Origin of the sequence: Enterocloster lavalensis, from assembly GCF_046603895.1 — a bacterium.
GTDB classification, from domain to species: Bacteria; Bacillota; Clostridia; order Lachnospirales; family Lachnospiraceae; genus Enterocloster; species Enterocloster lavalensis.
The window spans coordinates 6,375,073-6,395,129 of record NZ_CP176637.1 but is presented as its reverse complement, the minus strand read 5'-3'; the positions used below and the strand labels follow the sequence as shown (position 1 = coordinate 6,395,129).

The window sequence follows — 20,057 nt, the reverse complement described above, 5'->3', positions numbered from 1 at the left end:
GTTCCGGTCTTTTATTTGCGCAGAATTCATGTAAAATAGAGTCAGAGGAGGTGTGGCGGAATGAAACAGTCGTTTCCGAAATGCAATCAGTCCGACATGGAATTTGTGATATCCACCAATGAAAAACAGCAGGAAGAGGTTCGGTTTCTCTCCGGGGATTTCCCGGTTTCCGTCTATACCCAGCACTACCGGCATGCCGCGTCCGACTATGTGCCGCTCCACTGGCACGGCGAGCTTCAGGTTCTCTGGATCGCAGAAGGCGCGCTGGAATACAGCGTCAACGGCCGCCATTTTGTCCTCGGCCCCGATAAGCTTCTCCTGGTCAACCGCCGCCAGCTCCACGGCTCCCGGACCATGGATGGGGACACCCGGACTCTGTGCATCAACTTTACGCCCGACATCTTTCATCCGCTGATCCGGGAAAACTACGTCCTCCCATTGCTGCAGAGCGATTCATTCACGCACTCCCTGCTGCTCCTTTTGCCCTACCAGACCGAGAAGCTTAAAACATTTTTGAACTGGAAATGCGAACCTCTGCAGTATTTTTCCGTTATCAATTTTCTGTCTCTGGTTTTCGAAGATATTTTAGGAAGCGGCGGGAACACAAAAAATCCGCAAGACTATGAAGAGATCAAATTGATCCAGACCATGATCCGCTTCGTCCAGACCCACTACTCCGAACCGCTGACCGTCAGGCAGATCAGCGACCACGCCATCACCAATAAAAACCGGTGCACTGCGCTGTTCCGCAAATACACCGGCCTGTCTCCCATCAAATATTTAAATGAGTACCGCCTCTACACTGCCAAAAATATGATCGTCAACTCCGACAAACCGATCTCGGAAATCAGCGCGGATGTGGGCTACAACCAGATCAGCTACTTTATCGAACAGTTTCGCGGAAGCTACGGCCTGCCGCCCCTTAAATACCGGAATCAGTTTGGACGCAGGCAGCTGGAAACGGACGCTTCGGCGGTTTCCGTCGCCAGACAGAACAAAATTTCCGGTTGACGCATATTTTATAGTGAGCTATAATAAATCACAATCTATCTGGGAGGAATAGAGAACATAGCATAGCTAAGCGCCAAGCACCTTTTTCCGGGACCGTGAACAGTCTGAGGCTTCAAACGCCCTGCGCTGCCGGAGAGAAGGTTAACGAGGTGGAGAGAGAATCGAAGTTTTCGGCGGGTGCTCTCCCATGCCGTCCGGGCGTGTAATGCGCAGTGAAATATGCGGGTAACCGCAAAACAAACGCGGCGCAACCGGACGCCCTGTCCCATCGTCAGGGCCATTCAGAAACAAGTTCCAGAAACAAAAACTGATTCGCACCCGAAAACGCCCAAGCTGTGCCAGGGTATGTTTGAAAATTCATTCCTGCCATCTGCACATCCCACAAACTGGGACGCACAGATGTCAGAAAGCAATTTCCAAACACACCCCAGGGCGCTTTTGAGGCATGCCAAAAGCTATTTTTGCCGGCAAAACGGGCCGCGAAGTAGGAAACGCGAAAAATGCATCGACAGACAGAAACCTGTGAAACTGCCGAAAATATCGGCGGCTTATTTTCTGATGGCAAAAAACAGGAAACACAACAAAAATGACCGGAATTTGAGAGAGAGGAAGTAAAAATCTATGTGTGGAATTATCGGATACAGCGGCCCGCTTGAGGCCGGAAAACTGTTGTTAAACGGCCTTGCAGGCCTGGAATACCGGGGTTATGACAGCGCGGGAATCGCCTATTTTGACGGGGAATCCAGAATCCAGGTGGTAAAAAAGGTGGGCAAGGTGGCGGCTCTTAGGGAGTGCGCCGCCAAACTGGGGGACGTCTCCCACTGCGGCATCGGCCACACCCGCTGGGCCACCCACGGCGGCGTCACCCAGGAGAACGCCCACCCTCACCGTTTCGGCAGGATCACCCTGATCCACAACGGGATCATTGAAAATTATCACCAGCTCACCGTGGAGTACGGCCTGGAGGGAAAACTGGTTTCCCAGACCGACACCGAGGTGGCGGCAGGCGTCCTGGACGCGCTCTACAGCCAATGCGGCGGCGATCCCATGGCGGCCCTGAAAGCCTTCGCAGCCAGGTTAAAAGGCTCCTACGGCTTTTGTATTCTCTTTGAGGACCATCCCGGGGAAATCTATGCCCTGCGAAACGTCAGTCCCCTTGTGGCCGCCTACACGCCCTCCGGCGCATTGATCGCCTCGGACCTGACCGCGCTCATCTCCTACACCCGGGAGTATTTCGTGGTGCCGGAGCATCACATTGTGCGCCTGACGCCCTACAAGGTGCGGCTCTACGACATGGACGGCAACAAGGTGGCTCCCGAGATGATGGAGGTCAGCTGGAACATGGATGCGGCCATGAAAAACGGTTTCCCCCACTTTATGCTCAAGGAGATCCACGAGCAGCCGGAAGCCCTGAAAAACACCATCCTGCCCCGCCTGGCAAAAGGCCTGCCGGACTTTACCGACGACGGCATCCCGGACCGGCTCTTCGCGGACTGCGGGCGGGTCCACATCATCGCCTGCGGCACCGCCATGCACGCGGGGATGGTGGCCAGGGCTCTGATGGAGCCGCTGCTTCGGATTCCCGTGGCCGTGTCCATCGCCTCGGAATTCCGCTACGAACAGCCCCTGGTGGACGCTCAGACCCTGGTCATTGTCATCTCCCAGTCCGGCGAGACCATCGATACCCTGGCCGCCATGCGTCTGGCCCAGAGCCTTGGTTCGCCGGCCTTAGCCGTGGTCAACGTCAAAGGCTCCACCATCGCCAGGGAGAGCGATTACGTGCTCTACACCCACGCGGGTCCGGAAATCGCCGTGGCCAGCACCAAGGCCTACTCCGTGCAGCTGGCCGCCCTCTACATGATCGGCTGCCGCATGGCCATAGTCAGGGGAAAGCTGGACCAGAGCGGGGCGAAGGCCTTTATGGGCGATCTGCTGGACGCCGTTCCGGCCATGGAAGCCATGATCCAAAAGAAGGACCAGGTGCGAAACCTGGTGACGCACCTGATCAACGCGCCGGACGCATTTTTCATCGGAAGGGGGCTGGACTACGCCTTCTCCCTGGAAGGCGCCTTAAAGCTGAAGGAGATTTCCTATATCCACTCGGAGGCCTACGCCGCCGGGGAGCTCAAACACGGCACCATCGCCCTGATCAGCGACAGGGTTCCGGTGATCGCCATCGCCACCCAGGACAAAATTTTTGCCAAAACCGTGTCCAACGTGCGGGAGGTCAGGGCCAGAGGCGCCTTTGTGATCCTTTTGGCCAAGGAGAGCGCCCGGGTGGAGGAGGATATCGCGGACATCCAGATCCGGATCCCCGATCTGGCCGACCAGTTCACCGTGTTTCCCATCGCGGCGGTGCTTCAGCTGATCGCCTACTACGCTTCCGTGGGAAAGAACCTGGATGTGGACCAGCCGCGGAATCTGGCGAAATCGGTGACTGTGGAGTGAGAACATTTATTTCACATCAAAAAACGGGCCGCGCAGTTGATTCTGCGCGGCCCTCTGTGCGATTCTGTAGTTTGTTACTGCTTTTTCTCCTTGTTCCATCTCTGCTTTACTTCCGCGAAGTTTAAGATCACGTCCACCGCGCCGTCCAGACCGGTGGCGCTGCTGTTCAGGCAGAGATCATAGCTGCGGGGATCGCCCCACTTCTTGTTGGAATAGTAGTTGTAGTAGCTGGAACGCTTCTTGTCGGACTTGATCATGATATCCTTGGCCTTGGAGAGGTCCACCTTGTAGGTCTCCTGCATTCTGGCCAGCTTGTCGTTCTCATCGCCGCAGATAAAAACGGAAACTACGTTGGGGAAATCCGCCAGCGCGTAATCCGCACATCGACCTACGATCACGCAGGATTTTTCGCTGGCCAGCTTTTTGATGGCGTCGAACTGGGCCAAAAAGATCTTGTGGTTGATGGGCATGTCGGAGTAGCCGGATGCCGTGTAACCCATGGAGTAAGAATCCATCACCAGGGAGTATAAAAAACTGCTGGTGGGACGCTCGTCGTGCTTTTCAAACAATTCCTCACACAGCCCGCTCTGTTTGGCCGCCAGGGACAAAAGCTCCTTGTCGTAACACTCCACGCCCATGCGCTCCGCCAGCTTCTGGCCGATCACCTTACCGCCGCTTCCACTTTGTCTGCCGATTGTAATAATCAGATTTCCGTTCATTGCACATTCCCCTTTCCGCTATAACCATTCTATAATGCATGCGATGTCTTCCATCTATATTCATATTATACCGCAAAGTTTCAGAAAAGTATAGAGAAATGAGCAAAAAAATCAAATTATTGCAAATGTATTTCCACAAAACATACAACAAAGGCCAAGAATTGGCGTATTTCCCGTAAATACAAGGGATTCCGCTCATTCTTGGCTCGTCTGCCTGCAATGTCTGATTTTCAGCCGGCTGCGCCGGAAATGCTACTCCGGAAGGGTCCGCAGCAGCTTGGCAAAATAGTCCGGAAGGGGCGCGGTGAACTCCATGTAGGCTCCGGTCCGGGGATGGCGGATGCCCAAAACACCGGCGTGTAATGTCTGCCCCTGCAGTCCCGGAATGGGGCACCGGGCCGGGCCGTACACCGCGTCGCCCAGCAGGGGATGGTGGATGCTGGCCATGTGTACGCGGATCTGATGGGTTCTTCCCGTCTCCAGACGGCACTCCACATGGGTGTACTGCCGGAATCGGCGCAGCACTTTGTAGTGGGTCACCGCCTCCCGTCCGTTGTTGTAGTTGATGCTCATCTTCTTGCGCTCCACCGGATGGCGTCCGATGGGCGCGTCCACCGTGCCCTCGTCCTCCTTCAACACGCCGTGGACAATGGCCTGATAGCGCCGCGTGATGGAGTGTTCCTTGAGCTGTTCGGCCAGGCAGCTGTGGGCCAGGTCGTTTTTACAGGCGATGATCACCCCGGTGGTGTCCATGTCGATGCGGTGGACAATTCCGGGGCGCATGACCCCGTTGATACCTGAGAGCTGGCCGCGGCAGTGGTCTAAAAGGCCGTTGACCAGGGTGTGGGTGTAATGTCCGGCCGCCGGGTGCACCACCATCCCTTTGGGTTTGTTGATGAGGATAATGTCCTCGTCCTCGTAGAGCACGTCCAGGTCCATGGGCTCGGCCAGAATCTCCGGCTCCACGGCCTCCGGCACCTCCAGCTCGATCAGGTCGCCCTCCTGGACCGCATAGCTGGCCTTCACACCCTGGCCGCCCACCAGCACCTGGCCGGATTTCAGCAGCTTTTGCAGGTAGGAACGGCTCAACCCCTCGCAGACGGAGGTCAGATACTTGTCGATGCGCACGCCGCCGTCCTCATCCGTCACCCGGAATCGCTCCATCACTCCGATTTCTCCTCCTTCTTGCGCAGGGAAAAGCAGGCCATCTCCTCCTCGCGGTAGTAAAAGAACACCAGCAGAATCAACAGAAAGGCGGAGATGGTCACATAGCAGTCCGCCACGTTGAAGATCGGGAAATTGATCAGCTTAAAGTAGAGAAAGTCCACCACGTAACCCTGTCCGATGCGGTCGATCATATTTCCCACCGCGCCCGCGGAAACCATCATCAGGCAGACGGCCATAGGCATGTAGCGCTCCGTGACCGGCATTTTCCAGAGCAGATAAACCACCGCCGCCAGCACGACCAGCGCGATGAGGAAAAAGAAAAACTGTTTGCCCTGCATCATGCCGAAGGCCGCGCCCCGGTTCTCCGAGTACAGCAGCTCAAACACACCGTCCCATATCACAAAGGGCGGCTGGTCCATCAGGTGCTTGACGGCCAGACCTTTGGTCCACTGGTCCAGGCCCACCAGGATCACAAACCCGATGAGAAAACTGGTGAAAAACGAACGTTTTTGTTTCATATGTCGATTACTCCTTTGTCTCCATGATGTATTCCAGGCCGGCCTTCATCTCAGCTTCCGTCACCGTGCGGTCCACGTAGGCTTTTCCAATCTCATTCAGCAGAACAAATTTCACCACTCCGGCATCCATTTTCTTATCGTTTAGGGTGGCGCGTATCACTTCTCCGGTTTCAAGGCCGTCCACGGCCACCGGGATGGAGAATTGCAGCATGGTATCCCGGATATCCCGCACCTCTCCCTCTGAAATCAGGCCCCTTTGCGCGCTGATCTTAGCGGCTGCTACGCAGCCCGCGCCCACGCAGTGCCCGTGGAACATGGAGAAATCCTTCAGCTTCTCCACCGCGTGGCCCAGGGTATGGCCGAAGTTTAACAGCGCCCTCTCCCCCTGCTCCGTGGGATCCTTCTCCACCACGTCCCGCTTGATGCGGTTGCTCTCCAGAACCATCTCCTCGCAGACAGACGGATCACGGGCCAGGATCCGGTCCCGGTTCTCCTTCAGCCAGCCATAGTATTCCAGGTTCTTGATCAGCCCATGCTTGATCACCTCGCCCATTCCGGAGGAGAACTGCTCCCCGTCCAGGGTTTTTAAGGTTGCCAGATTGGTGTAGACCAGTCTGGGCATGTGAAAGGCTCCCACCATGTTCTTGTAGGCGTCAAAGTCCACGCCGGTCTTGCCGCCCACGCTGGAATCCACCTGTGACAGCAGCGTGGTGGGAATCTGGATAAAGTCCACGCCCCGCAGATAGGTGGCCGCGGCGAAGCCGCATAAGTCTCCCACCACCCCTCCGCCCAGGGCCGCCATCAGGTCCTTGCGGTCAAAATGATTCAGGATCAGATGCTCGTACAGACTGCGCACCGTGTCCAGATTCTTGTGCTCCTCTCCCGCCGGAAATACGAAGGTGAGAACCGTTTTGCAGCATTTGGACAGAATCGTTGCCACCTCGTCCAGATAGAGCGCCGCCACGTTGGAGTCCGTCACCAGGCAGATCTTGCGCTCTGAGAGCCCCAGCTTTTCCACCTCCGGGCCAAGGCCGTTAAAATCCGGCTCCATCACAATGTCGTAAATCGCTTCCCCGTCCCGGTGGACGGTCAATCTCTGTGCCATCACATTTCCTCCTTTGAAAACCAGAATGGGCAGACCGGATTCGTCTGCCCTCCCAAAATTGAACCACGAAGAAACAGACCATCTCTTTGCCGGCCAATCCGCCGCCCGCCTGTCAGGGCTTGGCGGGAGCGGGCCCGCACAGCTAAAAAACAGTCTGCTTGTCCATCATGTTCTGTTTATAACCGGATATTCAGCCCGGAGATGTTGTCAATCGCTCCTCCGGCTGCCAGGATGTCCTGAAAATCACCGGACAATTCCACGCAATCAGGCGTTGCAATGAAGATATAATTGGATATCTTCTGCAGGTTCCCGTTCATGGAGTAGGTCGCTCCCGACGTAAAGTCAATGATCCGCTGCGCAGTCTCCGTATGTATTCCCTCCATATTCAGAACCACTGCCTTTCCTGCCAGCAGGTAGTCGCAGATATCACGGGAATCCTCCATGGAGGTAGGCTTGATCATGGTCACTTCCATGCTCCGTCTCATAGGTACCACTTTGGGGTTTGGCCTGCCTAAAAACCTAGTTTTTCCTTCCGGTTCGTCTTCATCTTCGTAATCGGTATTCCGCTTGGAGAACAATCCCTTTTTAGGAGCTTCATCCTCAAAGTCTTCATCCAGGTAGTAGTCGTCATCCTCTTCGTCACCATTTAATCTCATGGTATCCATTAACTTGCCCAACAGACTCATTTTACACTCTCCAATCCTATATCCGGGCGCTCCGGCAATTTGATGCGCCCTTATCGTGCACCGAAAATACTGGTGCCGACTCTCACCATGGTTGCGCCTTCCTCAATGGCCACTTCAAAGTCACCGCTCATTCCCATTGAGAGCACACCCATAGTAACATTATCGATGTTTTTGTCATTGATGTCAACAGAAAATTGATATAATTTTTGAAAAATTCCGCGATTTTCCTCAGGATTTTCTACAAAAGGCGCAATTGTCATGAGCCCCTTGATGTGCACATGGGGGAGGGCGCTAATCCGGCGGATGGCCTCCTCGGCATCTTCCAGGAAGAAACCGTACTTGCTCTCCTCTTTCGCCACGTTGATCTCCAAAAGCACGTCCACATCCAGATTTCGCTTGGCAGCCTCCTGCTCGATCTGCTCCGCTAAGCGCAGGGAATCCACCGCGTGGATCAGAACCGCCTTGCCGATCACCTGGTGCACCTTGTTGCGCTGCAGATGGCCGATCATATGCCAGCGGATATCCTGGGGCAGGGCCGGCTGTTTCTGAAGAATCTCCTGCACTTTATTTTCACCGAAATCCCGGGCGCCGGCCTCGTAGGCCTCCTGCACCGCCTGGGCGGGTTTGGTCTTGCTCACCGCGATCAGGGTGACGCTCTTCGGATCCCTGCCGGCTCTGAGACAGGCCGCGTTCACCCGCTCTCTCACTTCTTCCAGCTGTTCTTTTATCATCATGATCTTCCTCCAATCTTGTTTGGCAGGCCGTTTCAAACCGTTACTGATAAAGGATCTGACCCTCGTGCACCAGCGACGCATCCAATACGATGTGGTCGTACACGGACAGGCCGTATTTCATGCCCCGGGTCACGGTGTAATACTCGTTGTTGGAATCCTTGATCTCGATCTGCTTAAACACGGTATAGCCCTTATTGATATTGTAAACTCCCTTTAAGGAAGCGGTCCGCCCGATCTGATAGCGCTCCGTGGACTGGGGCTTCACCACGTAGTCCCCGGCTTTGAACTCCGCGCTGTCCCCCAGGTCCACATAGTAATATTCGTCGTCCGACGAGTAGATGGTGGTGGGGACAAATACCACGGAGGTGCCGTTGGCGTCATACACTTCCTTATTAAAGCCCGGGTCCGAGCTGTCTCCGCCCTGGGTCATATATTCCACGGGAATCAGGTAAAAGCTCTTTTCCGTCACCGCGTTGATAGGAATCTTGAGCCCCGTGGTCTGGTCGGTCACGATCTCAAAATTCACAAACCGGTCGGAAATGAACTGTTCCAGGTATTTTGAAAAGTCCAGCCGTCCGTAGGTCTTGCCGTCCTTGCCGGTGTAGGTGGAATAGCTGCCCGGCACGGTCATGGAATAGTCGGTAAAGCGGACCTTCAGAGTATTTTTTCCGTTGTAGAGCTCCCGGTCCTCGTCGCTGAGCGGAAATACGATGGACCAGTTTTCCGAGGTAATGATCTTGTAAGCCTCCTTGTTGCTGTCGATGCGGGCCCCGGACTGGTTGATCTTTTTGGAGTAATTGGTGCGGTCGAAGTCCTTCTCCTCCACATCCTCGGGCTTTTTGCCCTCGTATCCGTCAAATCCGTAGGAGACCACCCCGGAGATGTCCGAGGTCACCTGCTCGAAGCTTAACCCCGCCTGGCTGGCCAGCTTGTCCAGTTGGTCCAGGGCGCTGAAGCTGGCGTACTCCATCACCGCCGCCTCCAGATTGTAGCGGCTGTCGTAAAGGGTGGAAAAATTATCGTCCTTAAAGGAAAGGACAAAGGAATTCAACTGCTTTTTCAAATCCGCCAGGTTCTCGGAGGAGATCGCCTTCTCTCCCTCCGGGGAATCCTTTAACAGATCCTTTAACCCGCCGGTTTCATCCAGGGAGTAGATGCGCGTGCCAACAGAGGCGCGCTTGCCTTCCCGCAGGTAGAAATTGATATAGCCGGGGCGGTCGGTGTAGCGGATCGCCTCCTCCCGCAGGATCAGTCCCGTATAGCTCTTGTCGTTGACGATGCCGCCTTCCACCACCTCGTAGAACTGAACCTTTTCCCTGCGCAGGTAGGCGGACACGGAGAATGTAAGGTACACGAAGATGATCGCAAATATGATCATGCCCACGTTTAAGTTTAAGGGCCTGCGGTACCGGACGAGCTTTTTTGGCTTTCGTTGCGCCATGAGGCCGGACCAACTCCTTTCCGGAAAATTCTTCACATGAAAAGCTGCCTCCCGGCCCGGCATACTTACGCCACAGCACGGCAGGCAGCCTATCACTCCTGTCAGTCATTTTATCATAGGTTCGTCCATCTGTCCATCACTCCTGACCGCAAAATCAGGCAGGACAGCGGTCTATTTATTACTGTACACTCCGTTCCCAGTAACACGCTTCGCGATGCACAGAAACGGCAAAAAACGCCTCGCGGGATATTGCCTGTGAACAGTAACGTCTATTTATTACAGGGAAATCACTACATCGCCCTTGGCGCACTCCGGAAGCTCAGTGGCATCCAGCGAGATGCTCAGCACGAAGTTTACATGATACACTTCACTGATTTTTTTCAAAGTTATGTAGGTGTCGGAAATATCCTCACCTTCCAGAACGGCCAGCTTTAAAAAGCTATCCAGATACATCGTCTCCAGATCGTGATCCTGAGAGATGATACCGCAGATAAATCCTACAAATGCTTCACTGGTTGTAATGGGGAAATTCTGAACAGTAATCAGACGGATTTTATTGTTCAGCTCATACATGTGCTGAGAACTTTTATCGAGATAAACCACTGTGCCCTTGGCACCCTTGATGGCCGAATTCGCCATATCCAGCAGATGTTTCGTCTTGCCTTTTCCTTTCCTTCCTGCAATAATCTGAACCATAGCTATCTCCTCCTTGAGTTATATATGTTGTATAAAAAATCAAATGAGATTAATCTAATTATAGTATAAATATATATAAAACGCAATCACTTATTTGACTATTTTTGAAATTATATTTGTCATATTGTCATATAGGCCCGGACGGCTGTCCGCTTTCATCACGACGGATATGTATTCGCGGTCCTCGTCGTCGCGGCTCGCCATGACCAGACAGTAACCTGCGGCCTTGGTGGTGCCGGTCTTTCCGCCGAAAACGGTGAGTCCGTCCGGAGTCTTGCGCTCGCCGGTCATAAACCAGTTGCCGCCCTTCCAGGTCTTGGAGACCGTCTTGCCGTCGGCGCCGCGGTAATTGGCCGTGTAGGCGGTGGAGCCGGTGATCTTGCGGAACATGGGCTGTTTCAGCGCCTCGTTGAAGATCAGGTAAAGGTCGTAGGCCGTGGTGTAATGGTTGGGATCGTTTAAGCCGTGGGGATTCATGAAATGAGTGCCCGTGGCGCCCAGACGTCTGGCCTCCTCGTTCATCATATCCGCGAATTTTTCGATGCTGCCCGCCATGTGGACGGCGATGGCCGCCCCGGCATCGTTTCCGGAGGGGAGCATCAGCCCGTACAGGAGCTGCTCCATGGTCAGTTTGTCCCCGGGTTTGATCCCGGCCAGGGTGGCCCCTGCTTCCGTGATCACCGCATCTTCCGTCACCGTCACCTCATCGGCCAGATTGCCGTACTTGATCGCGATAAGGGCCGTCATCACCTTGGTGGTGCTGGCCGGATACAGGCGCTCAAAGGCGTTCTTGCTGTAGATCGCGCTGCAGTTGTCCAGGTCAAAGACCGCCGCCGCTTCGGAGGTGACGGAGTCGTCCGCATAGGACTGTTCGTCGCCGACCACGCAGAGATCCCGGGCAAAGGCGGGGGCATACAGTTCCTCTTCTGAGAGCACTGTGGGCGCGCTCAAAACGGGCATACGCTCTTCCAGGGAATAGCTCCCGGACAGACCGGCGGAACAGCCCGCCAGCGAGACAGCCAGAAATAAGGCCGCCCCAGTGCCGAGTAATTTGGATCGCATTATTTGTAGGCCTCTCTCCACTCCAGATCTCCGCGGTCCAGAGCCTTGATCAGCAGTTCCGCGGTGGCCAGATTGGAGGCCAGGGGAATGTTGTAGCTGTCGCACAGGCGGATCACGTTGTTGACATCCGGCTCGTGGGTCTTGGGGGTGAAGGGATCCCGGAGGAAAATCACCAGGTCCATCTCATTGTGCTCAATCTGAGCGGCCATCTGCTGCATGCCTCCCAGGTGTCCGGCCAGATACTTGTGGATATTCAAGTTGGCCACCTCCTCGATCAGACGTCCGGTGGTGCCTGTGGCGTACAGTTCATGTTTATTCAGAATGCCTCTGTATGCAATACAGAAGTTCTGCATCAGCTTTTTCTTGGAATCATGGGCTACCAATCCTACATTCATTATTATACCCTCCTTAATATTTTAGCACTTGCTTGTGCACAGTGGTTAATGTCGTGTTTCGCGCTGCAATCCAACGTTTAGAACCAGCCCCATCCCGATGAAGATACTGATGAGGGAACTGCTGCCAAAACTGATAAACGGCAGCGGCAGGCCCGTGTTGGGGAAAATTGCCGTGGCGACGGCGATGTTGGCAAATGCCTGGAACGCAATCAGCGTGGCCATTCCGGCGCAGATCAGACGTCCGCCTAAGTCCCTTGCCCGGGCCGCCATAATCAGGCATTCGTATATGATCAATAAAAATAATATGATAACTGCCATGCAGCCTATGAATCCCAATTCTTCACCGATCACGGCGAAAATGAAATCCGTCTGCTCCTCTGACAGAAAATTGCCGTTTTTAACGGAAGCGATGGTGGTGTTGTACAACCCTTTGCCGTTTAGCTGGCCGGAACCGATGGCGATGATGGAGTTGGCCTGTTGATAGTAAGCCTGCCCGTATTTTTCCGGGTTAAACCACGCCAGGATCCGTCCGGCCTGATATTCGCGGATAAATGGGATCAACCCGTTTAGCAGCAAATAGATGAAGGTCCCCGTCACCGGCAGCACCACTGCCAGGGTGCCCGCGATCCAGCGGTAACTGATGCCGCTGGCGAACACGATGCCGGCAACCATAATCACCATCACCAGGCTGGTGGATAGGTTTGGCTGGTCGAAAACCAGGTAGGCGGGCAGCGCAAACAGCAGCGCCGCCGCTCCGATCACCGACGGCTGGTTGATCCGCTCCTGGTATTTCATAAAATACCAGGAGAAGAAAACAATCAGGCCGATTTTGACAAATTCCGATGGCTGAAGCTGGCCGATCACCGGCACTTCAATCCAACGCTTCGCATTGTTGACTTCCTTACCCCAGACCAGCACCGCCACCAGGCTCAAAAAGCAGATGATGTAGATCACCGCGCTGAGGTTCAAAATCCGGTGGTAGTCCACCAGGGACAGCCCAACCGCCACCGCCATGCCGATGAGCACGCCGAGAATCTGCTTGCTCACCATGGTCTCATTTAAGTTGGTGGCGCTGCGGATCACCAGGATCCCCAGAATGTTGAGCGCCGTCATATACAAAATCAGGCGAATATTATAGTGTTTAAACTCATAATCATAGAACATAATCAGTACAGCCCCTTATTCGGTATGGAACGAATGGGTATATTGGCACAGAGCATGGTCGGGGGCCTGTCCGCCCCCTCCAGACCGCCTGGAGTATCCATACGGATCTGGACCTTGTCTTTTTCGATCTCCATGTATTTGGAAATGACGAAAATCATGTCATTTTTAATCATTCGTATCATCTCCGGCGAACAGCCCGCCTTATCCGACACCAGCAAAAGCTTCAGTCGGGCTTTGGCGATGTCCCCGGAGCGCTTTGCCTGAAAACCGCTTAACCATCCCACATTTACACCGTCCCCTCTAAGCGCGCTTTAAGATGCCGCACAGTCTGGCGAGGAACCGCTTGGGCTGCTCCGGTCCGACTACGGGAATGTTCTCTCCCAGAATCCGCCGGCAGATGTCCAGATAAGCGGATCCGGACTGGGATCCCATTCCAACCAGAGGTTCGCCCTGATTGGTGGATACGACGATGTTTTCATCGTCCGGCACGGCGCCGATAATGTTTACTGCCAAAATGTCCGACACATCGCTGAGAGACATCATATCGCCCCGGCGCACCATATCCATGCGGATGCGGTTGACGATCAGGTCGATCTCCTCCATCTCCGCGTGTTCCAGCAGGCCGATGATACGGTCCGCGTCGCGGATGGCGGATACCTCCGGGGTCGTCACGACCAGGGCCCGGTCCGCGCCTGCAATGGCGTTGCGGAAGCCCTGTTCGATGCCGGCCGGGCAATCGAGCAGTATGTAGTCAAAGTCGGAGCGCAAATCATCTACCAGCTTGACCATCTGTTCCGGTGTTACGCTTGTCTTATCCCGGGTCTGCGCTGAGGGCAGCAGATAAAGATTGGGATATCTTTTGTCTCTTATCAGGGCCTGCTTCATACGGCAGTTGCCTTCCACCACGTCCACAAGATTGTAGACAATGCGGTTCTCCAGTCCCATGACCACATCCAGGTTGCGCAGGCCGATGTCTGTATCAATCAGCACCACGCGCTTGCCAAGGATGGCCAGGCCGGTTCCCACATTGGCAGAAGTAGTCGTCTTGCCTACCCCGCCTTTTCCAGAAGTAATCACAATGACTTCACTCATGTTGAAATCCTCCTGAAAAATGATATTATAATAAGCGGTATCATACCGATGGCATTATACCACCATATTATTGTACATTAAATTTCATGAATTTACCAGTATTTTTTTGGTTTTATGTGAAATTTAACATATTGTTAAGAAATGTTTTTTTAATTGGCCGGATCTGGACCTCATCCTGCTCCACCGAAGCGATCATGGGGCCTCTTCCCAGCCGTTTGTTCTTCTCGTTGAAGCGGCTGGTGGCGTCGGAGATGCGGATCTGGGTGGGGGCCATTTCCAGCGCCACCACCACCGCCTCCCGGTTGCCGGCCATTCCGGCCGCCGCGGTGCCCTTTAACTCGCCAAGGACGATGATGTTGCCCTTGGCGATGATGCGGGCACCGTGGTCCACGTCTCCGATGACCACGATGCTGGCCTCGGACTCCAGGCTGTCGCCCTTTTTCAGGCTGCCCCGGTAGAACTGGCCGGTCTGGGAATTCAGTTCCATCAGTTTATCGTTCAGTGCTTTTTCACATCGCTCGATCCGCTCCGCATCCGTATCCAGGAGACAGAGAATCTCAACCTGTGAATTTCTCGTAATCGTATCAACAATCAGGAACTCTTCCTCGGGAGTCAGCTCCCTGCCCTCCAGGGTCAGGGTCATCTGAACCGAGCCCCAGAAACGGGCGCTCTCCCGGAATTTTGTTCCGATGGCGGCCAGCAGCTCGTCAAAGGGAAGGCTGTCGTCCAGAATTACCGTCATACCAGCCTTGCTGCTCTTGATTACCACTGCATTGCGCATACAATCACCTCATTCCTCAACTATCAGTCGTTAATCGTTACATTGGATACGCCCAGTGCTCCGGAGTTCTCAATCTGTTCCAGAGTGGTGTATTTGTAATAATATTGATAAACCCGCTTGCCCAGGATCGCCGCGTTGGTACCGGCATAACCGTAGGGAATGTTTACGGTCACGCAGACTTCCGGGTTTCCGAAGGGCGCGAAGGAAATAAAAAAGCCATGGTTCGCCCGGTTTAGGTTCTCCTGGGCGGTACCCGTCTTGCCGGCCACCGCCACGGGCAGGTCGGCGAAAATGGACTTGGCGGAGCTGTCGGTGATCACCCGGCGCATACCGTTCTGCACCGCATCCCAGGTGCTGTCCTGGATCTCGATTTTGGAGTGCACGGCCGGCGTGTAGTCCTCGATCAGGTTGCCGTCGGAATCCGTCCGCTTATCCAGGATACTCAGCTCGAACACGGTTCCCCGGTTGGCCAGGGCGGCCACGTACCGGGAAAGCTGTACGTTGGTAAACTGGTGCGTGCCCTGTCCCATTGCGGATCGCTCGGGGTCTGTGTCCGAGAGCTGGGGATCGTTCTCCGGTATCTCCACCCCGGAGGTGTGGTCCAGGCCGAACATACTGGCGTACTCGCGGATCGTGGTCAGACCCTGGTCCGGCGAGTAGGTGCCGTCCGGCTTCATGCTCATCCGGTGGGCCAGCTCGGCGAAGAAATAGTTGCAGGAGTTCTGGATACCCTCCTCGATGGTCTGGGCATTGTGGCGCCCCGGCCAGATCCAGCACTTGATGGGCTGGGCGATCTCGTCGTAAAGGCCCGTGCAGGTGATGGTATCGGTGGGACTTAAAACTCCGGTCTCCAGGGCCGCCACCGCCGTGATGGGCTTGAAGGTGGAGCCGGGGGCTTTTCGGGCCTGGGTGGCGTTGTTGTAGAGCGGCTTGGACATGTCGTCGTTGAGCTGGGCGAAATAGGTGGCGTCCACATAACCGGACATCCGGTTGTTGTCGTAGCTGGGGTAAGTGACCAGTGCCCTCACCTCGCCGGTGTTGACGTCGGTCACCACCACGCCCGCGGTACAGGGGTCCAAAGCCAGCTGGGCCGGCGTGATCTCGATCTGGGAGATCTTTTTGCGCAGGAAGGTGAAGGCGTAATCCTCCCCTCCTACCGTCAGGCTGGCGATCTCCTCCGGGTCGTTCTCCAGAACGCCCTGGGCGTACAGCGCCAGACACAGCTGGCGGCCGGTGATGGTGCCGCTGTTTACCAGGTAGCGGAACATCCGCTTGGTGAATTTGCCGTCGTTTTCCAGGCTCTCGATGATATAATCCACCAGCTGGGCGAAAATGTCGTCCGCGTCGGAGTATTTGGTGGTCACGTTCAGCTTGGTGGTGTCCACCCAGTTGTCCGCAATGCCGCTGTAGATATACTCCCGCAGGCTGATGCTGTCCTCCGCCCATTTTTTGTAGCTCTCGCTGTTGGGATCGATCTTGTCCTTCTGGATGATGCCCGCGGTATCCGCCAGATAGGTGTAGATGTAATTCATGTAGGTGGTCATGTCCTCGGGCAGGTCGGACATGGGCTGGGGATGGCTGCTCATCAGCTGGTTGCGGATGTTCTCCATGATCTGGTTCTTGGAGGACTGGTAAATGCTGTAGATCTCTTTCTCAATGGGCTCGGCATCCTCCTCCGCCATAGCCTGCAGGGAGAGCACGTTGTTGTTGATCAGCTGGTAGTAGGCGTCCTTGATGGGGATCATCCGCTTGGAGGAGTCCACCCGGACGTTGGGGTCCAGATCCTCGTTGACCAGCTTTGCAGTCAGAATACCCGCCAGCTGCTGCTCGATCAACTTGTAGATACCGATCTGCAGGTCCCGGTCTATGGTCAGATAGATATCGTTTCCGGCCTTGGGGTCCGTCTGCTCGATGACCTCCCTTGGGCGTCCCATGTTGTCCACGTACATCCGGGCAAAGCCCTTCTCGCCCTGCAGCTCCAGCTCCAGGGATTTCTCGATGCCGGTCCGGCCAACCACGTCGTTTAAGTCGTATTTGTCCTCGGCATCCGGCGGCAGGTCCTTCGCCTCCTCGGACTGGCGCCACTCCTCGTTGAGCTCCGCCAGCTGGTCCTCCTGGACCTTGCCGGTGTACCCGATGATGGGGGCGAAGTACAGGCTGTCGTTGTAGACGCGCACGGAGGAGCGCTCCACCTCCACGCCCTGGAGATCCGCGATGTTCTCGTTGATCTCCGCCATGGTCTCCAGGCTGATGTTGGAGGCCACGGTGGTGGTCTCGTACTTCTGGTACCGGGTCAGCTCCATGGTGAAAATGATATTGACCATGGACAGGGCCGTCTGATCCGGAATAATCAGCGCATTTCCCTTGTCGTCCTTCATCTGGTCCAGGCCGTAATCCCGTTTCTTTTTCTCAAAGGCCTCTCTGGCCGTGATGTTGGTGGGGTATTTCCCGGCCGGGTCATCCAGCTTGTCGGAGGAGGGCTGGCCGTAAAAGTTCAGCATAAAGCGGGTCTTTGCGGAATCCGACGTGGAGGTGAACACCATGTCCCCGTCCGCGTCCAGCGCCACCTCAAATTTGCCCTCCACGGTCTCACCACGGCGCTCCAGGATTTTGACCAGGCGGTACAGCATGGCGTTGCGGTCGGCGGTCTTGGAGTAAGCGCCGATGTCGCGGATGGTCACGGAGTAGGCCAGCTTGTTGTAGGCCAGTATGTTGCCGTTTACGTCGTAGATGATCCCGCGGGTTCCCGGGGTAGTCACGCTGCGCTCCGTCTTCTGCAGATACTTGTCCTGGTAATCAGCGCCGTTTAAAATCTGCATGTGGAACAGCTTCACCACCAGGCCGGAAAACATCAGGGTGAATATCAGCGCAAGGGCAAACAGGCGGGAGGTGAACAGCCGCTTAAAGAATTCCTGCACTATTTCTATCAGTTCGCTAAACAATCGTCGAGTCTCTCCTTTTTCCCATATCTTCCAGACGTCTGCTGGCGGATAAGAACAGCCGGTAGACCAAAAGGGTGGTCACCACTGTAAATATGATCTCCGGCAGCATGATGTTGCGGAAGTAATACGGCAGGTCCAGCCGCCCGCGGATCAAAAACCGGAACACGTACACGTACATGCTGTAGGCCAGCTCGTTGAACACGCTGAGAATCAGCGGCAGGGTAATGTAGTCTTCATAGTAGTAGCGGGTAAAAATCCCGTTGATGTAGCCGATATAGATGTAGGCCAGGGTGTAAAAGCCGAAAGGGCCGCTGTAGAATAAGTCCAGCAGCAGGCCGGACAACACGCCGTAGAGCATCCCCGCCCCTTTTCCGTGGATGAAGCCGAAGGAAAAGGTCAGGATCAGCAGCAGGTTGGGCGTGGCCGCCAGAAATGGCAGCAGCGGAAACACACAGTTCTGGATGGTGAAGGCCAGAAGGATCAGCACCACGTTTAACAGGAACTGCTTGATTTTGGCGTTGGTGTGAATATTCATCTACTGTGGGGTCGCCTCCTCCATCTCCTTGACATCCGTGATCACAAATACTTCCTGGAGATTGTCGAAATCCACCACCGGAATCAGATAGCCGGACTGGGTCAGATGCTCGGAGTCCACCGTGACGTCCACCGCGTAGCCGATCAGGATGCCGGGCAGGAATTTGGTGCTGATGTTGGAGGTGACGATCTGGTCACCGTCCTGCACCACCTCGTCCTTGGAAAAATCGGTGATGCGCAGGCGTCCCTGCTCATACTGGGTCAGATCGCCCGCCACGATGCAGCTGTATTCGGAATCCACAGGCATTGCGGAAACGCGGCTGGAGTCGTCGATGATGGAGCGCACCGTGGCGTAGTTGGCGCCCACGTCGGTGACAATGCCCACCAGGCCGCCGTCGGCCATCACGTTCATATCTACCCGCACGCCGTCTGCGGAGCCCTTGTTGATGCGGAAGACCTGAAACCACTTCTCGGAGTCCCGGGCGATCACGCGGGCGCCGATCTTGTCGTACTGCATGTAGTCCTGGTCCAGCTGGTAAAGGCTGCGCAGCCGTTCCAGCTCCGAGCGCTCGGCCTGGAGGCGGCTGTTGTCCTCGGTCAGGCGGGCGATCTCATCCTTCAGTTTTTCGTTTTCCGCCAGAGCGCCCTTCAACCTGGTGAAATCCGTCAGCTCGTTGTAGATGCCGGTGCCCACCTTATTCACGCCGGACTGGATGGGGATCAGAAAGTACCCTACGCCGGTGCGAAGCGGGTCCATCACCCCGTCCCGCAGGGAGGTGATGCCGATGAGCAGCACGCACAGGGCCGTGAGCACGATCAAGATATATTTACTGTATTTGGACTCCATGTATCATCTTCCTCTATAATAAATTCTGTTCACGGAAACTTAAGTAGCGCAGGTCTCCGATGACGATGTGGTCGATCAGTGGGATGCCCACCAGGCCGCCGGCCTCGCTGATCCGCCTGGTCAGGTTGATATCTTCGCGGCTGGGGGTGGGGTCTCCGCTGGGATGGTTGTGCACCAGCACCATGGTGACGGCCCGGCAGCGCAGGGCTTCGATCAGAACTTCCCGGGGCGAGAGCACCGACGCGTTCACGGTCCCACGGGACAGCAGCACGTCCTTTAACAGTGCCTGCTTGGTGTCCAGGAACATGGCGCGGATCTCCTCCTTCTCCAGGTGGCGCATATCTTCCATATAATAATCCGCAATTTCATCCGGGCAGGAAAACAGCGTCCGGCAGGTCAGGGTTTTCCGCTTCCAGATTCGTCTGGACAGCTCAGCCACGCAGGCCAGCTGTACGCCCTTCACCACACCGATGCCCTTCACCTTCATGAGATCGGGCAGGGAATGGTGCAAAAGCCCTACCAGCCCGTCCCCGGGCCCGCCCAGCTCCAGTATCCGCTCGGCCAGCTTCAGAGAACTCTCCTCTCTGCTGCCGGTGCGGATGATGACGGACAAAAGTTCTCCGTCGCTTAAAGTCTCCGGGCCATTTTTCCGGCATTTCTCGTAGGGACGCTGTTCGGTGGGCAGATCTTTCATTCTTATTCTTTCCATATCTCT

20 protein-coding genes and 1 pseudogene are annotated in these 20,057 nt (G+C 55.3%); 3 read left to right on the top strand and 18 right to left on the bottom strand.

Going from position 1 to position 20,057, the window contains the following annotated elements; genetic code table 11:
• The first annotated feature begins 60 nt into the window (after window positions 1–60).
• The 3 genes and pseudogenes from ACK2JC_RS28670 (at window position 61) to glmS (ending at window position 3,459) form a co-directional block, all read left to right on the top strand.
• Window positions 61–1,011, top strand: a complete 951-nt coding sequence (locus ACK2JC_RS28670; protein WP_320938519.1) for an AraC family transcriptional regulator — start codon at window positions 61–63, stop codon at window positions 1,009–1,011.
• 219 nt (window positions 1,012–1,230) lie between these two features.
• A pseudogene (locus ACK2JC_RS28665) lies at window positions 1,231–1,449 on the top strand (DUF6783 domain-containing protein); the annotation flags it as partial.
• Between the two features lie 183 nt (window positions 1,450–1,632).
• On the top strand, window positions 1,633–3,459 hold the full coding sequence (gene glmS, locus ACK2JC_RS28660) for a glutamine--fructose-6-phosphate transaminase (isomerizing) (protein ID WP_320938520.1): 1,827 nt from the start codon (window positions 1,633–1,635) through the stop codon (window positions 3,457–3,459).
• 74 nt (window positions 3,460–3,533) lie between these two features.
• Here glmS and ACK2JC_RS28655 read toward each other — a convergent pair whose 3' ends face one another.
• The 18 genes from ACK2JC_RS28655 to radC all read right to left on the bottom strand — a co-directional run bounded on the left by ACK2JC_RS28655 (window position 3,534) and on the right by radC (window position 20,051).
• Complete coding sequence (locus tag ACK2JC_RS28655; protein WP_092360589.1) at window positions 3,534–4,178, bottom strand: AAA family ATPase; 645 nt, start codon at window positions 4,176–4,178, stop codon at window positions 3,534–3,536.
• Window positions 4,179–4,430: 252 nt separating this feature from the next.
• The gene (locus ACK2JC_RS28650; protein ID WP_092360590.1) at window positions 4,431–5,342 is read right to left on the bottom strand and encodes an RluA family pseudouridine synthase; all 912 of its coding nucleotides are present in this window, start codon (window positions 5,340–5,342) and stop codon (window positions 4,431–4,433) included.
• Window positions 5,342–5,863: a signal peptidase II gene (lspA, locus tag ACK2JC_RS28645; protein ID WP_320938521.1), complete on the bottom strand. Its 522-nt coding sequence runs from the start codon at window positions 5,861–5,863 to the stop codon at window positions 5,342–5,344. The genes ACK2JC_RS28650 and lspA overlap by 1 nt, the downstream gene beginning before the upstream one ends.
• A 7-nt stretch (window positions 5,864–5,870) precedes the next feature.
• On the bottom strand, window positions 5,871–6,968 hold the full coding sequence (aroB, locus tag ACK2JC_RS28640; protein ID WP_320938522.1) for a 3-dehydroquinate synthase: 1,098 nt from the start codon (window positions 6,966–6,968) through the stop codon (window positions 5,871–5,873).
• Between the two features lie 176 nt (window positions 6,969–7,144).
• Window positions 7,145–7,654, bottom strand: coding sequence for a cell division protein SepF (locus tag ACK2JC_RS28635; RefSeq protein ID WP_007718386.1), 510 nt, complete (start codon window positions 7,652–7,654; stop codon window positions 7,145–7,147).
• A gap of 50 nt (window positions 7,655–7,704) precedes the next feature.
• Window positions 7,705–8,385, bottom strand: a complete 681-nt coding sequence (locus ACK2JC_RS28630) for a YggS family pyridoxal phosphate-dependent enzyme (protein WP_092360646.1) — start codon at window positions 8,383–8,385, stop codon at window positions 7,705–7,707.
• 43 nt (window positions 8,386–8,428) lie between these two features.
• Window positions 8,429–9,829, bottom strand: a complete 1,401-nt coding sequence (locus tag ACK2JC_RS28625; protein ID WP_320938523.1) for an HlyD family efflux transporter periplasmic adaptor subunit — start codon at window positions 9,827–9,829, stop codon at window positions 8,429–8,431.
• A 276-nt stretch (window positions 9,830–10,105) separates the two neighbouring features.
• Complete coding sequence (locus tag ACK2JC_RS28620; RefSeq protein ID WP_007718395.1) at window positions 10,106–10,525, bottom strand: hypothetical protein; 420 nt, start codon at window positions 10,523–10,525, stop codon at window positions 10,106–10,108.
• A 90-nt stretch (window positions 10,526–10,615) separates the two neighbouring features.
• A complete protein-coding gene (locus tag ACK2JC_RS28615) occupies window positions 10,616–11,587 on the bottom strand; it encodes a D-alanyl-D-alanine carboxypeptidase family protein (protein ID WP_092360593.1) in 972 nt (323 codons plus the stop codon).
• Window positions 11,587–11,982 (bottom strand): methylglyoxal synthase, encoded by a 396-nt coding sequence (gene mgsA / locus ACK2JC_RS28610; protein ID WP_024734594.1) that lies wholly within the window; start codon window positions 11,980–11,982, stop codon window positions 11,587–11,589. The genes ACK2JC_RS28615 and mgsA overlap by 1 nt, the downstream gene beginning before the upstream one ends.
• Window positions 11,983–12,027: 45 nt before the next feature.
• Window positions 12,028–13,146 (bottom strand): FtsW/RodA/SpoVE family cell cycle protein, encoded by a 1,119-nt coding sequence (locus tag ACK2JC_RS28605; protein ID WP_092360594.1) that lies wholly within the window; start codon window positions 13,144–13,146, stop codon window positions 12,028–12,030.
• Window positions 13,147–13,148: 2 nt separating this feature from the next.
• Complete coding sequence (gene minE / locus ACK2JC_RS28600; protein ID WP_092360595.1) at window positions 13,149–13,430, bottom strand: cell division topological specificity factor MinE; 282 nt, start codon at window positions 13,428–13,430, stop codon at window positions 13,149–13,151.
• Between the two features lie 16 nt (window positions 13,431–13,446).
• Complete coding sequence (minD, locus tag ACK2JC_RS28595; RefSeq protein ID WP_007718407.1) at window positions 13,447–14,238, bottom strand: septum site-determining protein MinD; 792 nt, start codon at window positions 14,236–14,238, stop codon at window positions 13,447–13,449.
• Window positions 14,239–14,350: 112 nt separating this feature from the next.
• Window positions 14,351–15,019 carry a septum site-determining protein MinC gene (gene minC / locus ACK2JC_RS28590; protein ID WP_092360596.1) on the bottom strand — a complete coding sequence of 223 codons (669 nt, stop codon included), beginning with the start codon at window positions 15,017–15,019 and terminating at the stop codon, window positions 14,351–14,353.
• A 23-nt stretch (window positions 15,020–15,042) separates the two neighbouring features.
• On the bottom strand, window positions 15,043–17,961 hold the full coding sequence (locus ACK2JC_RS28585) for a penicillin-binding transpeptidase domain-containing protein (protein WP_118753892.1): 2,919 nt from the start codon (window positions 17,959–17,961) through the stop codon (window positions 15,043–15,045).
• A complete protein-coding gene (gene mreD, locus ACK2JC_RS28580; protein WP_007718419.1) occupies window positions 17,954–18,496 on the bottom strand; it encodes a rod shape-determining protein MreD in 543 nt (180 codons plus the stop codon). Before mreD ends, ACK2JC_RS28585 begins: the two co-directional genes overlap by 8 nt.
• A complete protein-coding gene (gene mreC / locus ACK2JC_RS28575; protein WP_092360598.1) occupies window positions 18,497–19,342 on the bottom strand; it encodes a rod shape-determining protein MreC in 846 nt (281 codons plus the stop codon). It lies immediately after the preceding gene.
• A 13-nt stretch (window positions 19,343–19,355) separates the two neighbouring features.
• Window positions 19,356–20,051 (bottom strand): RadC family protein, encoded by a 696-nt coding sequence (radC, locus tag ACK2JC_RS28570; RefSeq protein WP_092360599.1) that lies wholly within the window; start codon window positions 20,049–20,051, stop codon window positions 19,356–19,358.
• Between the last annotated feature and the right edge of the window lie 6 nt (window positions 20,052–20,057).

Excerpts from the sequence above, each read along its gene's own strand:
- ACK2JC_RS28670 (WP_320938519.1), top strand. The coding sequence starts at position 61 with ATGAAACAGTCGTTTCCGAAATGCAATCAGTCCGACATGGAATTTGTG.
- glmS (WP_320938520.1), top strand. The coding sequence starts at position 1,633 with ATGTGTGGAATTATCGGATACAGCGGCCCGCTTGAGGCCGGAAAACTG.
- ACK2JC_RS28655 (WP_092360589.1), bottom strand. The coding sequence starts at position 4,178 with ATGAACGGAAATCTGATTATTACAATCGGCAGACAAAGTGGAAGCGGC.
- ACK2JC_RS28650 (WP_092360590.1), bottom strand. The coding sequence starts at position 5,342 with ATGGAGCGATTCCGGGTGACGGATGAGGACGGCGGCGTGCGCATCGAC.
- lspA (WP_320938521.1), bottom strand. The coding sequence starts at position 5,863 with ATGAAACAAAAACGTTCGTTTTTCACCAGTTTTCTCATCGGGTTTGTG.
- aroB (WP_320938522.1), bottom strand. The coding sequence starts at position 6,968 with ATGGCACAGAGATTGACCGTCCACCGGGACGGGGAAGCGATTTACGAC.
- ACK2JC_RS28635 (WP_007718386.1), bottom strand. The coding sequence starts at position 7,654 with ATGAGTCTGTTGGGCAAGTTAATGGATACCATGAGATTAAATGGTGAC.
- ACK2JC_RS28630 (WP_092360646.1), bottom strand. The coding sequence starts at position 8,385 with ATGATAAAAGAACAGCTGGAAGAAGTGAGAGAGCGGGTGAACGCGGCC.
- ACK2JC_RS28625 (WP_320938523.1), bottom strand. The coding sequence starts at position 9,829 with ATGGCGCAACGAAAGCCAAAAAAGCTCGTCCGGTACCGCAGGCCCTTA.
- ACK2JC_RS28620 (WP_007718395.1), bottom strand. The coding sequence starts at position 10,525 with ATGGTTCAGATTATTGCAGGAAGGAAAGGAAAAGGCAAGACGAAACAT.
- ACK2JC_RS28615 (WP_092360593.1), bottom strand. The coding sequence starts at position 11,587 with ATGCGATCCAAATTACTCGGCACTGGGGCGGCCTTATTTCTGGCTGTC.
- mgsA (WP_024734594.1), bottom strand. The coding sequence starts at position 11,982 with ATGAATGTAGGATTGGTAGCCCATGATTCCAAGAAAAAGCTGATGCAG.
- ACK2JC_RS28605 (WP_092360594.1), bottom strand. The coding sequence starts at position 13,146 with ATGTTCTATGATTATGAGTTTAAACACTATAATATTCGCCTGATTTTG.
- minD (WP_007718407.1), bottom strand. The coding sequence starts at position 14,238 with ATGAGTGAAGTCATTGTGATTACTTCTGGAAAAGGCGGGGTAGGCAAG.
- minC (WP_092360596.1), bottom strand. The coding sequence starts at position 15,019 with ATGCGCAATGCAGTGGTAATCAAGAGCAGCAAGGCTGGTATGACGGTA.
- mreD (WP_007718419.1), bottom strand. The coding sequence starts at position 18,496 with ATGAATATTCACACCAACGCCAAAATCAAGCAGTTCCTGTTAAACGTG.
- mreC (WP_092360598.1), bottom strand. The coding sequence starts at position 19,342 with ATGGAGTCCAAATACAGTAAATATATCTTGATCGTGCTCACGGCCCTG.
- radC (WP_092360599.1), bottom strand. The coding sequence starts at position 20,051 with ATGGAAAGAATAAGAATGAAAGATCTGCCCACCGAACAGCGTCCCTAC.